The sequence below is a fragment of the Sneathiella glossodoripedis JCM 23214 genome, from assembly GCF_000616095.1.
In the GTDB taxonomy this organism is placed as follows: Bacteria; Pseudomonadota; Alphaproteobacteria; order Sneathiellales; family Sneathiellaceae; genus Sneathiella; species Sneathiella glossodoripedis.
Genome location: NZ_BAMS01000001.1, coordinates 1,439,733 through 1,454,191 on the forward strand (window position 1 = coordinate 1,439,733; position 14,459 = coordinate 1,454,191).

Genomic DNA, 14,459 nt, shown 5'->3' on the forward strand with positions numbered 1-14,459 from the left:
ACCTTGGAGAGAACATGTTAAAGCATTTTAAAAAAGCAGGATTGGGTATGGCAACCGCAGCGGTCGCCGTGATGACTTCGACAGCCGCGTTGGCAGTTGATCTGCAATTTTATTTCCCTGTAGCAGTTGGCGGTAAAGCCGCCAAAACAATTGAAAGCTTAACGGCTGAATATGTCGCTCAAAATCCAGATGTGACAATCGATGCGGTCTACGCGGGATCATACAGTGATACGATCACAAAGGCGCTTACAGCAGTTCGCGGAGGAAAGGCACCTCAACTATCCGTAATTCTATCAGTGGATATGTTCACGCTGATTGATGAGGATGCCATTGTTGCTTTCGATGAACTGGTGACGACTGAAGAAGAAAAACAGTGGCTAAATTCATTCTATCCAGCATTCATGGAAAATAGCCAGACTGGTGGAAAAACATATGGGATTCCCTTTCAACGGTCCACACCGGTTCTGTATTGGAATAAGGAAGCTTTTAAGGCAGCCGGCCTCGACCCGGAAAAAGCACCAGCCAATTGGAATGAAATGGTGGAAATGGGTAAAAAACTCACAAAAACCGACGCTTCTGGAAACGTGACACAGTGGGGCGTTCGCATTCCTTCTTCAGGTTTTCCTTACTGGCTGTTTCAGGGATTAACCACTCAAAATGATGTCATTCTTGCCAATTCAGACGGTAACAAAACCAATTTTGATGATCCAAAAGTTGTTGAAGCCCTTCAGTATGTTGTGGATTTAAGTGTTAAGCACAAAGTTATGGCGCCAGGTATTCTCGAATGGGGGACCACACCAAAAGCTTTCTTTGAAGCCAAACAGCCATGATGTGGACTTCAACCGGTAATCTTACAAACGTAAGAGACAATGCCCCTTTTGAGTTTGGTGTTGCCATGTTACCGGCCAATAAACGACGCGGTGCACCAACTGGCGGTGGAAATTTTTACATTTTCAAAGATTCCACTGATGAGCAGAAAAAGGCTTCGTTGGAATTTGTGAAATGGATTACTGCGCCGGAACAAGCAGCGAAATGGAGCATTGCAACGGGATATGTTGCACCGATACCGCAAGCGTGGAATACACCTGCCATGAAAGCTTATGTGAAAGATTTTCCACCTGCGTTGGTCGCTCGCGACCAGCTGGAATATGCGGTAGCCGAACTTTCAACATACGAAAATCAGCGTATAACCAAAATTTTCAATGAAGCTTTGGAAGCTGCAATTACGGGGCAGTCTGATCCGGAAACGGCGCTCAAAACTGCGCAGGAAAAAGCTGAAAAAATCCTGAAAAACTATCGCTGACGGCATATTGGTGCGGCGAGCTATTACTCGCCGCACCAGATTATTGGGGAACCTATGTTACAAAACCGGATGTGGCTTTATGGCTGGTTGTTAGTCAGCCCGGCACTTATTCTGCTCTTCGCCTTCACACATTATCCAACAATTGCAACCCTCTGGAGCAGTTTTTTTACGACGCCAAAAGGGTGCCGCGAAGCCAGTTTCGTCGGTTTGGAAAATTATCAGCGTTTGCTTGAGGACGATGTGTTCTGGCAAGTGCTCGGGAACAATTCCATCTATGCCATTGGAACGATCCCATTATCCATTCTACTCGCGCTGTCCATGGCTCTTTGGGTAAACGGAAAAATACAGGGGCGGGCATTTTTACGAATGGCGTATTTTACGCCCACTGTGCTGCCGTTGATTGCAGTCGCCAATATCTGGATGTTTTTTTATACACCTGGGTTCGGTCTGATAGATTCCATTCAGGGTGCATTTGGTTTGCCTTCGCAAAATTGGCTGGGGAGCCCGGACACTGTCCTTTATGCAGTTATGGCAGTGGCAATCTGGAAAGAGGCCGGTTTTTTCATGATTTTTTATTTAGCCGCTCTGCAAGCACTCCCTCCCTCCTTACATGAAGCAGGAAGAATAGAAGGGGCCGGGCGTTGGTACATGTTTTGGAAAATTACCTTCCCGTTACTAATGCCAACAACGCTATTCGTGTCCATAAACGCTGTGATTAACTCCTTTCGATTGATTGATCACATATTTGTAATGACGAATGGCGGGCCAGACAATGCCAGCTCACTGTTGCTATTTTATATTTATGAGACGGCGTTTCGGTTCTGGGATACAGCATATGGGGCAACTTTGACGGCCGTTTTATTGGTTATTTTGGGTGCCGTGGCGATCGGGCAGTTTTATTTTATGGATAGAAAGGTACATTACCAATGAGCAGCCCAACTTCGACTGCTCTGGCTGAAATCAAGCTAGACCCTGATAGATGGCTTAATATTCTAGGGGCCTGGTTGCTCGCGCTGATGTGGATATTACCGCTCATATATGCGATATGGACGGCCATTCACCCAACAGAATATTCGGCAACCTTTGATTTATCGGCACCATTGACGTTTGAAAATTTCGAACGCGCTTGGGCCGCGGCACCATTTGCGAGATATTTTCTAAACACCGTGCTACTGGTTAGTAGTATTCTCGCGGCACAATTGGTCTTATGTACCTTGGCAGCATTCGCTTTTGCTCGTTTTGAATTCCCCGGAAAGAATTTCCTTTTCGTGCTGGTTTTAATGCAACTTCTCGTGATGCCCGATATCCTGATAGTTGAGAATTACCGGTCTATGGCAAAGTTGGGATTGATTGATACAATCACCGCTATTGGATTGCCATATATGGCTTCAGGCTTCGGAATTTTTTTACTTCGACAGACTTTTAAAACGGTTCCAATCGAACTTGAAGAAGCCGCCCGGGTTGAGGGTGCCAACCTGCTGCAAATTCTGTGGAAAGTGTATGTGCCGTTAGCTGTTCCAGTTTATTTGGCTTACGGTCTGGTATCTGTAAGCCATCACTGGAACAATTATCTTTGGCCGCTAATCATTACCAATTCAGAAGAAACACGTCCGCTAACCGTGGGCTTAAGTATCTTCGCTTCGGTAGATCAGGGCGTGGACTGGTCACTGATAAATGCGGCTACTCTGATGACATCAGCGCCTTTATTAGTCGCTTTTTTGCTGTTCCAACGACAGTTTGTTCAGAGTTTTATGCGGTCAGGAATTAAATAACCCTTCGTGTTGCGGGAGTTTCATAATTGTGAAAAATATCTGTCATGTCGCTGATGAATACTCCCGCCTGAAAAATAAGCTTTGAGCTAGGAGGCATCAATGACAGATCAGAACGAGTTGAGCTTTGATGAGTTTGACGAATTACAAAACCCCCGCGAGGAAGTTACCGATTTTGAAACAATTACTGATCAGGCGTTGAAACGCAGATCTTTTTTTAAGGGAGGACTCGCGTTAGGTCTATCTTCGCTGGTCATGGGAGCAGGCGTGGGCTCTTTCATGCCGCGCGCTATGGCGAGTAGCGACTTGCTTTTGATCCTATCCCGACCAGTACGGAAGATACAATTAAGGTACCAGCAGGCTTTGAATGGCAAATTGTCCTTCGCTGGGGGGATCCTCTTTGGTCAGATGGGGAAGAGTTCAATCATCAGACAAGGGGGACAGGGGCCAGTCAGGAACTGTCCTTTGGCGATAATAATGATGGTATGTCGTTATTTCAGCATAATGGCAAACATCTACTTGTTGTTAACAATGAATATACCAACCGGAAAATCATCTATGCAGGTAGCGAGGGCAAACCTGCGAACGCTGATGATATTCGAAAGGGAAAAGCTGCGCATGGTGTCTCCGTGGTTGAGGTCATGGAACGGAATGGTCAATGGGAAGTTGTTAAGGATAGTGCATACAATCGTCGAATAACTGCCGATAGTCCTATGGAGATTACAGGACCTGCGCGTGGCCATGACTTTCTGAAGACGAAAGCGGATCCTAAAGGGACAGAAAGTCTTGGCACCTGGAACAATTGCGGCAATGGCCGTACACCTTGGGGAACCTATCTGGCCTGTGAGGAAAATTTTAATGGCTACTTTTCAAGTAGCGATGAAAATTATGAATTGAGCAATGAGCAGAAACGCTACGGTATTGGTCATAAGGATTGGGGCTATGGATGGGCCGCAGAGGATGACCGCTTCGATATTTCAAAAAATCCGAATGAGCCAAACAGAGCGGGTTACATTGTGGAAATTGATCCGACAGATCCTTCCTCAACTCCGAAAAAACGAACAGCTTTAGGACGCTTTAAACACGAAAATGCTGAACTTGTATTAGCTGACAACGGACACGTGGTTGTTTATTTGGGCGATGATGAGCGCGGTGAGTTTTTGTACCGATTTGTGTCGTCTAAAAAATATGTGGCTGGTGGTGATAATCGAGACCTGCTTGAAGATGGTACGCTATATACGGCCAAATTTCGTGAAAATCAGCGAGGTGAATGGATTGCTTTAACACCAGAAACAACAGGCATGAAATCAAAAGCGGAAATTGCAATTTACACTCGATTAGCTGCGTCAGCAGTTGGTGCGACGACTATGGATCGCCCGGAGTGGGTCGCGGCTCATCCTGCAAAAGCGGAAGTATATTGCGCTTTGACGAACAATAAAAATCGCGGAGTAAAACCAAACAAGGGAGGGGATGCGACACCGGTTGGTGGGCCAAATCCTCGTGAGAAGAATTTGTTTGGTCAGATTGTTCGTTGGCGTCCAACAGGGGGGGATCATACATCCGCTGAATTTGCATGGGATTTGTTCGCTATGGCAGGAAATCCGGCATTATATGATGACATGCGCAAAGGGTCGGACAACATCACCACAGAAAATATGTTTAATTCACCCGACGGTTTGGCATTTAGTCCAAACGGGTTGCTTTGGATTCAAACTGATGGAAATTATTCAAATGCGAATGATTTTGAAGGACAGGGCAATAACCAGATGCTTTGCGCAGATCCAGAAACGGGTGAAATCAAGCGATTTCTGGTTGGGCCAAAAGAGTGTGAGGTTACCGGAATTACCTGGAGTGCAGATCGAAAGACCATGTTTGTAGGTATTCAGCATCCCGGTGAACGCGGCGGGAGCCATTTCCCTGAAGGAGGAGATGCAGCGCCACGCTCCTGCGTAATCGCAATCAAAAAATCTGATGGGGGCGAACTCGTTTAGAGGTTATGGAATATTGAGAATGGGAAAGGCTTCGGCCTTTCCTGTTCACTCATTCAAGTTCAAAAAATCCGGAAACTGATAGTTTTTGGGCAGTGCCAATTGCGCAATAAGTTTTTTGGCTAGATTTGGGCTGTTGTCATGAAATATTCGAGGGGCGATTGCTTCATCTGAAAAATAGACTGCATACATACGTGTCAGGCCATGAGCAAGGTCGGAATTGACCAGCATTGCAGTTCTGATGGGGCCATTTGTTGGCCAATTGCTTTCCATAAATTTGGCCAGTTGTTTTAAGTCTTCTGTATCTAGATTGAAGTCACATCCTCGTATATCTGTCAGGATGTTAAAGTGGTTTTTGTAATCAGGGCTTTGCCGCGCGGTAATCATATTTTTCTTTGCGGTTTCCCGATCAAGAATGCCAAAATATTGGGTGAATAAACAACCCACTTCAGGATCAATATGCCAATTAAATACTGGGTCTTTCATCTTGATGTGGGCCTGATGGCCAAATTGTGCATGTGCGCTTTCCTCTTTTACTTTGCATCCAGAAATTCAGGTAATTGATAATCTGTCGGAAAGCCAAAATAGCTGCAGATCTCCTTATAAAGATCAGGTTTCTCACGGTGAAAAAACGCGGGCCGGTTCACACGATGGTGAGTGTATGCATCATACATACGGGCCATCCCGTGGGCAAATTGACCTTGCAGTAGTATCGCACCTTTGATTTTACCTTGGGTCGGCCAGTTTTTATTCATGAAGTCCGCAAATGCCCGGAGGTCATTGCCCTCCATTTTTAGCTCACAGAAGGAAATATCAGTGAGGACGTCAAAATCATTTTCATAGCGCGGGTCCAAGCGGGCGCGCCGCGCATATTCCTTTGCTTGAGGCAAGTCGAGCAGTCCAGTTATCTGTATGAACAGACATCTGACATTCGCATCAAGAAAATGCTGCATACCAGAATTTTTCATTTAACAAGTGTAGGTTAGTTAGCTTTGCCTCTCAATAAATATTTACTATGTCGGTTATTCACCCAAGAAAAAAGCCGCCAGACTGAGAGACTGGCGCCTTTGTTTTGGTTGGTGTTTTCTAATCAGGTGCCCGGCAGTGCAGCGTTCTTTTTGTTGACAATCATGACAATTGCAACAGCCGGAATAAGCATGATCAGCGCAAGTGCACCGAGTTCATAGTTGGTAATCGGGATTAGACCACCCCCTGGTGTCGCAAGTGCCAGACCTGCGGCCACGACAAGGCCACGGATAATCCACTTACCTTGCGGATGTATGTCAAGCTTACCTACTTTTGCCAGGTACCCCTGCAGTCCACTGGCAATCAGCCAGACACCGATGAGGGCGGTAATGACAACCTTGACGATGGAATACCAGTCCCCTTGCAAAATAAGGGCAGGGTTGAGCACGAAGAAGAAGGGAATAAAGTAGATGATGCTTCCCAACTTCATTGCTTGAAAGCCTGTCTCCATCGGTTTTGATCCTGCAACAGTGGCGGCTGCAAATGCGCCCAATGCCACAGGTGGAGTGATGAAGCTAAGCATACCCCAGTACAGGATGAACAGATGCACAGCCATCGGATCGAGGCCGGCACTGATCACGGCAGGTGCCAGTGAGATTGCAAGGAAAATATAGGCTGCAGTAACTGTCATGCCGATGCCCAGTATGAAACTGGTCAGCGCCCCCATTACAAGCAGAACAAGAGCGTTGCCACCCGCAAGGAAGATGAGATCATTGGCAATAGTGCCCGACATTCCGGTAACAGCGAGTGCACCAACAATCAAACCAACACCACAAAGGATGCCTGCCAATTCTGCAAATAATGCGGCTGTACCCATGATGAACTTTTTCACATCTTCCCAACCCCAACGGCTGTAAGGAAGATTTGGTTGATAATGATCAGCATGGCTGTTGCATAAAATGGTGCAACAGATTCCTGCTTCAGGAAGACCAGAAGCCAGACGAGAATGACGAAAACTGCGATAAAGTGCCAACCTTCTTTAAGCGTCTGCTTCAATGAAGGAAGTTCTTCGCGGGGCAGGCCCTTGAGGTCATTTTTGGCTGCATAGGCGTCAATCTGAATAAACAGACCAAAGAAATAAAGGATCGAAGGGATAATTGCGGCAATCGCAATATCGATATAAGGAATTTCCAGAAAAGTCGCCATAATGAACGCTGTCGCACCCATAATTGGCGGCATCAGAACACCACCAGTTGAAGCGCAGGTCTCTACACCACCCGCATATGAGCGAGAGAAACCAACGCGGCGCATTGCTGGAATGGACAGAACGCCTGTTGTCAAAACATTTGTGATAACGCTACCGCTCATGGAGCCCATCAGGCCACTTGAGAAGATGGCTACCTTTGCAGGGCCGCCGCGGACGTGACCAAGCAGTGCAAAGGCAAAGTTGATGAAGAATTTGCCGCCACCGGTATATTGCAAGGCGACACCAAAGACCAAAAAGCCAATGACTAGATTGGTAAAGGCGCGCAACGGGATACCCAGCACACTTTCAGAGCTCATAGTGTGGAATATGGCAGTGTCAGGTAAAGTTGCGGCCGCACCAGCGATAGGGCCGGGCATGACATCCGCAAAGGTTGGGTAAAATGAGATGACAACCACAATTGCAAAAATTGCGATACCGCCTGCGCGGCGCGTGCATTCAAAAATCATCGCCCAGAACAGATAACTCATATAAACAGCATGTTCCGGTGCCAGATACTCCCAGCCTTCATCCAGAATTTTTTCACTACTGTAGGCAAAGTAGAAGCAAATACCCATCATGATCGCCGCCAGAATTCCATCATACAACGGAACTGACGTTTTTGATGAGCGGCTTGTCATCGGCCACATAAGGAATATGAGTGGCAACAAAAAGCCGGCAATTATGTATGCATATTGATTGGATAGAAAGGTGTATCCAACAAAAAAGCCAAAGTTAAATAACTGGTTGATAGACAGCAGCAAAACTGCAATTGCGGAAATATAAGGCACAAGTGCCCATAGGCCGGTAAGAGTACGACGCCTTGTTGGCTCGTCGACGACTTCCGGTGTGTTTGGAGTATTTGTCATGACTGTTTACACGCCCTGGAGAAGGTGCTTGAAAAAGGAGTACGTAAAGAAAGTGAGCACAAGGCTGCCTGTTTGCCGGTAAGCATAGCTAGAATATCCGGTTGAAAAGCACCCATGTGTTTATGCCTCCCCATTTATAGTTTTTCGTTATTATTGGCCTGATTTTTCAGGCAAGCTGTTTTCTGGTATGAAAACTTTTGTGGATATTTCCGTTTGTACGTAAATACCAAAGTCTGGCGATGGAATTAACACCGCCAGACTATTCATTCAACCTATGTCAGCAAGATTACTTCTTAAGACCAACAGGCATGCCCGCGGCTTGTAGAGCTTTCATACGGGCTTCTACCCAGCCATCTTTAAACTCATCTTCTGAAGGGTTGGTTGCCTTGTAATCAGCATATGCTTTGATCAAAACGTCCTGACGTTTGATAAGACCCTGATTGTGGGCTTCAGCTGCATCTGACCACTTGCCAGCTTCTTTGAAATATTTGACCGCACCTTCATGGTAAGGAATAATCCATTCGAAACTCTGGTTAGCGATGTTCCAGCCTTTGGCTCCTGGCGCATTGTCTTTATATGCGTCATGTTTTTCAACCATGGCTTTAGTCAGTGTGTAGACTTCGTCCACTGAACGGTCAGAATTTGTGACCAGAATTGGGTAAGGATATCCGGCGCCAACCCAAGGTTTGTCCTTGCTGATTTCTGCACCTACAACTGCAGTATTTGGTGAGAAGTAAGGAGCAACCTTGTTCACCATTTCCCAACCTTTTGCATTGTCAGCAGGCATTGGTGCCCATGTAATTCCACGAGGGCTGGCTGCCAGACGTTTTACATGCGGTGATACAGTTGAAGAGAAAGCTGCGTCGATCTGGCCATTGATAACCCCATCGATTGAATCTTTAAAACCAGGAAATTCAACTTTTTCGACATCATCCCAGCCAAGACCTGCATAAGCAAGCATAGCTTCTGTGCCAATATTCAGAGCGTCTGAACCGCGAACCCACGCGATTTTTTTGCCTTTGTAATCAGCAGGTGATTTGATACCGGCGTCCGCAGCTGTTGCAAGTCCAAGACCAAACGAGCCTTTGGATGTCATGATGACACGCAATGGCTGAGGGCCCCATGCCGCTGTAGCAAACTGTCCAACACCTTCCTGTCCGAAATAGCTGGCAATACCGCAGGCACAATAGTCTGCTTTACCAACTTTCAGCGGAGTCATGCGGGAAATATCGTTTTTGCCCGGCAGGACACGAATAGAGGTGCCAAATTCGTTTTTCAGCATGTTGCCGATGGCAACGGACTGAGCATAGCCACTTGATGTGGTGCCATAAGCTGTCCAGATCATTGACTTGGGCAGTTCGGCGGCGACAGCCGAAGTTGCAATTCCTGCCGTCAGTGCGACAGCAAGGGCAACTTTTTTAGTGAGGCTGCCAGTGAGTGAAGAGTGCATTTTATTCCTCCCGTTATTATTTTTGCCGGAACTCTTTGATTTTCGTTGCTTGTCCCGAGGTGCCCCCATTGTGAATATCAGGAGCGGTTTCTGCAAGTGCATTTTGGGTAAATCTTCCATCTGATCAACTGATTTTCAACAAAAACGCTCTAAAATGACGTAAGGGCATCAAATATTTGTCCGGGTTTCAACTATTGGTGAAATCGGGCGTGCAGCAAAACAAGCTCGTGTGGGCAAAAGCTAAGAATCCAAACTAAACAGTGAACAGATCGCAACATTACAAAAGAAAACCGTGATAAAGCACACAATGTTCCTTTTTTGTTCTTTTTTGACGATAGTTTTAGGGATATTAAAACTGAGCCTAAAAAAACGGGAGACAGGCGATGAGCATCGAGAATGTGGACAAATCGATAAATTATATAGAATTCCCTTTAACGGACCCTGGTGCGACCCAGCATTTCTACCATGTGCTATTTGGGTGGGAATTTACCAACTGGGGGCCTGATTATATCAGTTTTACCGGAGCTGGTGTGGAAGGTGGCTTTAATAGGCAAAGCGGTGTTACGGCGACAAAGCCGGGTGTGCTTGTAGTGCTGTATTCAACACAATTGGAAGATATTTGTGAACGGATTAAGGAAATCGGTGGTCAGATTCTCCAGCCCATTTACGAATTCCCCGGTGGGCGTCGATTTCATTTCGCTGATCCAAATGGAAATGAGCTGGCAATCTGGTCAGATAAATAGTCTGAGGGATTAACTTCCGGGGATTTGAAATATCCCCGGAAGACATTATTCAAGCGGGTGAGCTTTATTTTGCTGGTTCGAGGATGCTGCAATAATTTGCAACTCCTGACCCACCCATATTAAAGACGCAGCCAAGCGCGGCGCCCTCTTTTTGTAGGTCACCTGCAGTATTGGTGAGTTGCATCGCGGACATGACATGCATGGATACACCCGTAGCACCAACGGGGTGGCCTTTTGCTTTCAGTCCACCTGAAATATTAACCGGGGTTTTGCCATCCTTCAGAACGATGCCCTCCTCAATGGCGCGCGCACCGTCACCCGCTTTGGTTATACCCATTGCTTCGTAAATCAAAAGTTCCGCTATTGTGAAGCAGTCATGAACTTCTGCGAAATCCAGATCATCAACTGAAATGCCTGCAGCATCAAATGCCCGTGAGAAGGCGGTTTTAGGGCCTTCAAATTTAAGTGGATCACGTTTGGACATGGGAAGGAAGTCATTTACATGTACGGCGGAACGAAACGCAATGCTGTGCTTGAAATCCTGTTCCATATCCTGAGAGACCATGATCATCGCGGCAGCGCCGTCACTGATGGGAGAGCAGTCGGTCAGGCGAAGAGGAGGCGCAATCAGCGGGTTTTTGTTTGTAACAGTGTTGAAGAAGTCAAAATCAAACTCTCGGCGCATGTGCGCCAAAGGATTGGCAAGTGCATTACCATGATTTTTTTGCGCGATACGGGCTAGAGCCTCTGACTTGTCGCCATATTCATCAAAATAGGCTTTGGCGAACATACCAAAAATTGCCGGGAAGGATAAATCAGCTTCTTCTTTTTGATAGGAGGCTCCAGCGAGCGCTTTGGTGACACCAGCTGTATCCAACTCGGTCATTTTTTCGGCTCCGATGACCAGTGTTATTTTTGAATCACCACAGCGAATACTGTCGCGAGCCGCATATACGGCGGCGGAGCCAGATGCACAGGCATTTTCTAGTCGAGTTGCCGGTTTGAAACGCAGACCTTCATCCAGATTAAGCACAAGAGAGGAGGCGAAACCATCTGGAACCATTCCCGAGTTGAAGTTCCCGAGCCAAATGCTATCAATCTGTGCCGGTTCAATGCCGGCGTGATCGATTGCTTCTCTCGCAGCATCAATGATCAGATCTTCGATTGTTTTATCTTCGTGACGTCCAAAAGGGGTATGCCCCCAACCTACAATCCGCGCGTCCATCTGATTGTTCTCCTTGCGGTTTATTGAAATGGATTTCGACTTTGCAGCTATCTAGCATAATCAGTTCTTTTTTGGAACTTGAAACTGGCAAGCATGTGACCCAATTCTCAAAACAGGTTTGGGTTGGCAGCTGATATGGCGCATTTGAAACAGTTTCAGGCCAGAAATGATTATTTTCATCCTGTATTTCGTATTACTCTAATGTACTGGCGAGGTTGAAAGTGATGACTTATTGTTTCAACTGGTCACAAGAAAAAAGAGGGGGATCAAATGACAGAGCAGAATGACGCTCATTTAAATGAGATCGATACGGACCATGAAATCGGCGAGGATAATATCACGCCATTTGGGCTTGATATCCATAATCCGGTTTTTGTGGTTTCAAGTATCTCGATCATTGTGTTTGTGTTGGCAACTTTGATGTTTCAGCAGGCTGCAACCGAATTTTTTGGATGGCTTCGTCCTTTTTTGACCTCCACCTTTGACTGGTTTTTTCTCAGTGCAGCTAATGTTTTCGTTCTTTTTTGTCTGGTTCTGATGATTAGTCCGCTTGGACGAATTCGACTTGGCGGGGCCGAAGCCGAAGCGATTACAGTTACTTTGGATGGTTTGCCATGTTGTTTGCGGCGGGCATGGGGATCGGTTTGATGTTTTTTGGCGTCTCAGAGCCAATGTCCCACTATGCTTCCTCAATCGGTGGGACAAGTGTCGAAGGGGGCGTAAGGACAGATTGGGCACCCCTTGGGGCTGCAGCGGGAAACAGTGAAGCAGCGGTCCAATTGGGCATGGCTGCGACCATTTTTCATTGGGCCATACATCCGTGGGCAATTTATGCGGTTGTCGCCCTGTCTCTTGCTTTTTTCTCTTTTAATAGCGGGCTGCCATTAACACTGCGCTCGGCTTTTTATCCATTACTAGGTGAACGTGTCTGGCGCTGGCCAGGGCATGTTATCGATACGCTGGCTGTTTTCGCCACCTTGTTTGGCTTGGCAACGTCACTTGGCTTTGGAACTGAACAGGCGCTCGCCGGCTTCAACTATCTTTTTGGGTGGAGTACGGGCAACGGCGCAAAGGTTCTGTTGATTGCCTTTATTACTGTGCTGGCCATCATATCTGTGATGAGAGGATTGGACGGTGGTGTTAAAATCCTATCGGAAGTGAATATTGCGCTTGCGGCTTTGTTGCTCATTTTTGTGCTGCTGGTTGGTCCAACTGCATCAATCTTTGAATCCATGCTCGCGGGTGGCCTGGCTTATGCAAAGGAAATCGTACCTTTATCAACACCTTTTGGCAGAGAAGACGCCAATTTCACTCAAGGCTGGACTTCGTTTTATTGGGCGTGGTGGATTTCCTGGTCACCTTTTGTTGGTATGTTCATTGCTCGCGTCTCTCGCGGAAGAACGGTGCGGGAATTTGTGTTCTGTGTCATTATCATTCCAACATTGGTAACTGTTATCTGGATGAGTGTTTTTGGCGGAACAGCCATTTCACAGGTTCTGGCGGACGCTGCAGCTCCTGTGAAGGATGCAGCGCTTGAGCTCAAGTTATTTGTGATGCTGGAGCCGCTTCCACTAGCAACCATTACATCGTTGATCGGGATTATTCTCGTGCTGGTCTTTTTTGTGACCTCTTCAGATTCTGGCTCACTCGTGATTGATACAATTACTGCTGGCGGCAAAGTGGATGCCCCAGTTTCTCAACGGGTTTTCTGGTGTTCGTTTGAAGGGATCGTCGCCGCGACATTGCTGTTAGTTGGCGGTGCAGGTGCACTAAACGCTTTGCAGGCAATGGCGGTGTCCACTGGTTTTCCATTTGCCATCGTTTTATTGCTGATGTGCGTCAGTTTGTTTCTGGGGCTCTGGCAGGTTCATCGACAATCCCGAAAACGCTGATTTTCTCGAAATGCCCGCGAAAGAAGCGGGCATTTTTTTTGCGCCTCTTTACTCACTGGGACTGAGCCGACATACTGCAATCAAAAAAAGATGGATGAGTAGTATGAATATTGAAGATGCGATAAAAAGCCGCAAGTCAGTACGGGCTTTCACCGATCAGCCTGTTGATCAGGAAACAATCCATAAAATTCTTGAATTGGCGCAACGGGCGCCAAGTGGGACGAACACCCAGCCTTGGCATACCTACGTATGTACTGGTGAAGTCAAAGACGCCATTGTTAAAGACGTTTGCGAGTTATTTGATCAGGGCAAGGCGAGCCGTTATGAAGATTTCGACTATTATCCGCCGGTTTGGGAACCTGTTCACAGGGATCGTAGGCGACAGTTAGGGTGGGAACTCTATGGTCTGCTTGGAATAGAGAAGGGCGACCGCGTAAGAACGGCTGCTCAATCCAAGCGGAATTTCAAGTTTTTCGATGCGCCGGTTGGTTTGTTTTTTACAACAGATGCTTATTTGGGGAGAGGGAGCTGGTTTGATGCTGGCCTCTATATGCAAACAGTGATGTTGGCGGCTAGAGCATTCGGTTTGCATACCTGTCCACAGGCTGCTTGGATTTCTTTCCAGGATCCCATTTATAAACATTTGAATATTCCCGCGGATCAGGTTTTGTTGTCTGGTATGGCGCTTGGATACGAAGATACAGACGCCATTGAAAATACGTTGGTGAGCAAGCGGGAAGACATTGAAAATGTTGTGACATACGCCGGGTTTTAAACATGATCAATGATGTGTGGTTAGTGTTTAAAAAATGTGTTTATGTCATTTAAGTGCATCTGATTGAGGTTATTTTTCAACAATCAGTTCAATTTCTGTTGGAAAAATGCTAATATTAGGATTGTCAGAATAAGAGCTTGGGCTTTTATTTGGACATTGCGATTCAGCTTGGGCGTTTCCGCAGGTACGCAACCAGTGGTGTTTAAGTTAATTCAGTAGTAGCGAGTAGTGGTCTG

General features: G+C 46.6%; 8 protein-coding genes and 4 pseudogenes. 7 read left to right on the plus strand and 5 right to left on the minus strand.

Annotated features, from left to right (window positions below; genetic code table 11):
* Positions 1-14 precede the first annotated feature (14 nt).
* From JCM23214_RS26580 to JCM23214_RS19565, 4 genes and pseudogenes are all read left to right on the plus strand, one after another.
* Positions 15-1,303: pseudogene (locus JCM23214_RS26580) on the plus strand (ABC transporter substrate-binding protein).
* A gap of 54 nt (positions 1,304-1,357) precedes the next feature.
* The gene (locus JCM23214_RS07215; RefSeq protein WP_025898372.1) at positions 1,358-2,233 is read left to right on the plus strand and encodes a carbohydrate ABC transporter permease; all 876 of its coding nucleotides are present in this window, start codon (positions 1,358-1,360) and stop codon (positions 2,231-2,233) included.
* Positions 2,230-3,075 (plus strand): carbohydrate ABC transporter permease, encoded by an 846-nt coding sequence (locus JCM23214_RS07220; protein WP_025898373.1) that lies wholly within the window; start codon positions 2,230-2,232, stop codon positions 3,073-3,075. The genes JCM23214_RS07215 and JCM23214_RS07220 overlap by 4 nt, the downstream gene beginning before the upstream one ends.
* Positions 3,076-3,174: 99 nt before the next feature.
* Positions 3,175-5,063, plus strand: a pseudogene (locus JCM23214_RS19565) (PhoX family protein).
* A 45-nt stretch (positions 5,064-5,108) separates the two neighbouring features.
* Here JCM23214_RS19565 and JCM23214_RS07230 read toward each other — a convergent pair.
* From JCM23214_RS07230 to JCM23214_RS07245, 4 genes and pseudogenes are all read right to left on the minus strand, one after another.
* The gene (locus JCM23214_RS07230) at positions 5,109-5,546 is read right to left on the minus strand and encodes a hypothetical protein (protein ID WP_025898374.1); all 438 of its coding nucleotides are present in this window, start codon (positions 5,544-5,546) and stop codon (positions 5,109-5,111) included.
* 47 nt (positions 5,547-5,593) lie between these two features.
* Entirely contained in the window at positions 5,594-6,013 is a 420-nt protein-coding gene (locus tag JCM23214_RS07235) for a hypothetical protein (RefSeq protein WP_148301786.1), read from the minus strand.
* 137 nt (positions 6,014-6,150) lie between these two features.
* Positions 6,151-8,138 (minus strand): annotated as a pseudogene (locus JCM23214_RS26925) (TRAP transporter permease).
* A 286-nt stretch (positions 8,139-8,424) separates the two neighbouring features.
* Positions 8,425-9,588, minus strand: coding sequence for a TAXI family TRAP transporter solute-binding subunit (locus tag JCM23214_RS07245; protein WP_025898376.1), 1,164 nt, complete (start codon positions 9,586-9,588; stop codon positions 8,425-8,427).
* A 383-nt stretch (positions 9,589-9,971) separates the two neighbouring features.
* On the opposite strand from JCM23214_RS07245, the gene JCM23214_RS07250 reads away from it, so the two are divergent.
* Positions 9,972-10,331 carry a VOC family protein gene (locus JCM23214_RS07250; RefSeq protein WP_199899371.1) on the plus strand — a complete coding sequence of 120 codons (360 nt, stop codon included), beginning with the start codon at positions 9,972-9,974 and terminating at the stop codon, positions 10,329-10,331.
* Between the two features lie 64 nt (positions 10,332-10,395).
* On the opposite strand, the gene JCM23214_RS07255 is transcribed toward JCM23214_RS07250, so the two are convergent.
* Positions 10,396-11,556, minus strand: coding sequence for an acetyl-CoA acetyltransferase (locus tag JCM23214_RS07255; protein WP_025898378.1), 1,161 nt, complete (start codon positions 11,554-11,556; stop codon positions 10,396-10,398).
* Positions 11,557-11,826: 270 nt separating this feature from the next.
* On the opposite strand from JCM23214_RS07255, the pseudogene JCM23214_RS19575 reads away from it, so the two are divergent.
* Positions 11,827-13,448: pseudogene (locus JCM23214_RS19575) on the plus strand (BCCT family transporter).
* A 103-nt stretch (positions 13,449-13,551) separates the two neighbouring features.
* On the plus strand, positions 13,552-14,223 hold the full coding sequence (locus JCM23214_RS07265; protein WP_199899374.1) for a nitroreductase: 672 nt from the start codon (positions 13,552-13,554) through the stop codon (positions 14,221-14,223).
* The last annotated feature ends 236 nt before the right edge of the window (positions 14,224-14,459 follow it).

Coding starts and splice junctions, on each gene's coding strand:
- JCM23214_RS07235 (WP_148301786.1), bottom strand. CDS start 6,013: ATGCAGCATTTTCTTGATGCGAATGTCAGATGTCTGTTCATACAGATA.
- JCM23214_RS07265 (WP_199899374.1), top strand. CDS start 13,552: ATGAATATTGAAGATGCGATAAAAAGCCGCAAGTCAGTACGGGCTTTC.
- JCM23214_RS07255 (WP_025898378.1), bottom strand. CDS start 11,556: ATGGACGCGCGGATTGTAGGTTGGGGGCATACCCCTTTTGGACGTCAC.
- JCM23214_RS07245 (WP_025898376.1), bottom strand. CDS start 9,588: ATGCACTCTTCACTCACTGGCAGCCTCACTAAAAAAGTTGCCCTTGCT.
- JCM23214_RS07215 (WP_025898372.1), top strand. CDS start 1,358: ATGTTACAAAACCGGATGTGGCTTTATGGCTGGTTGTTAGTCAGCCCG.
- JCM23214_RS07220 (WP_025898373.1), top strand. CDS start 2,230: ATGAGCAGCCCAACTTCGACTGCTCTGGCTGAAATCAAGCTAGACCCT.
- JCM23214_RS07250 (WP_199899371.1), top strand. CDS start 9,972: ATGAGCATCGAGAATGTGGACAAATCGATAAATTATATAGAATTCCCT.
- JCM23214_RS07230 (WP_025898374.1), bottom strand. CDS start 5,546: ATGAAAGACCCAGTATTTAATTGGCATATTGATCCTGAAGTGGGTTGT.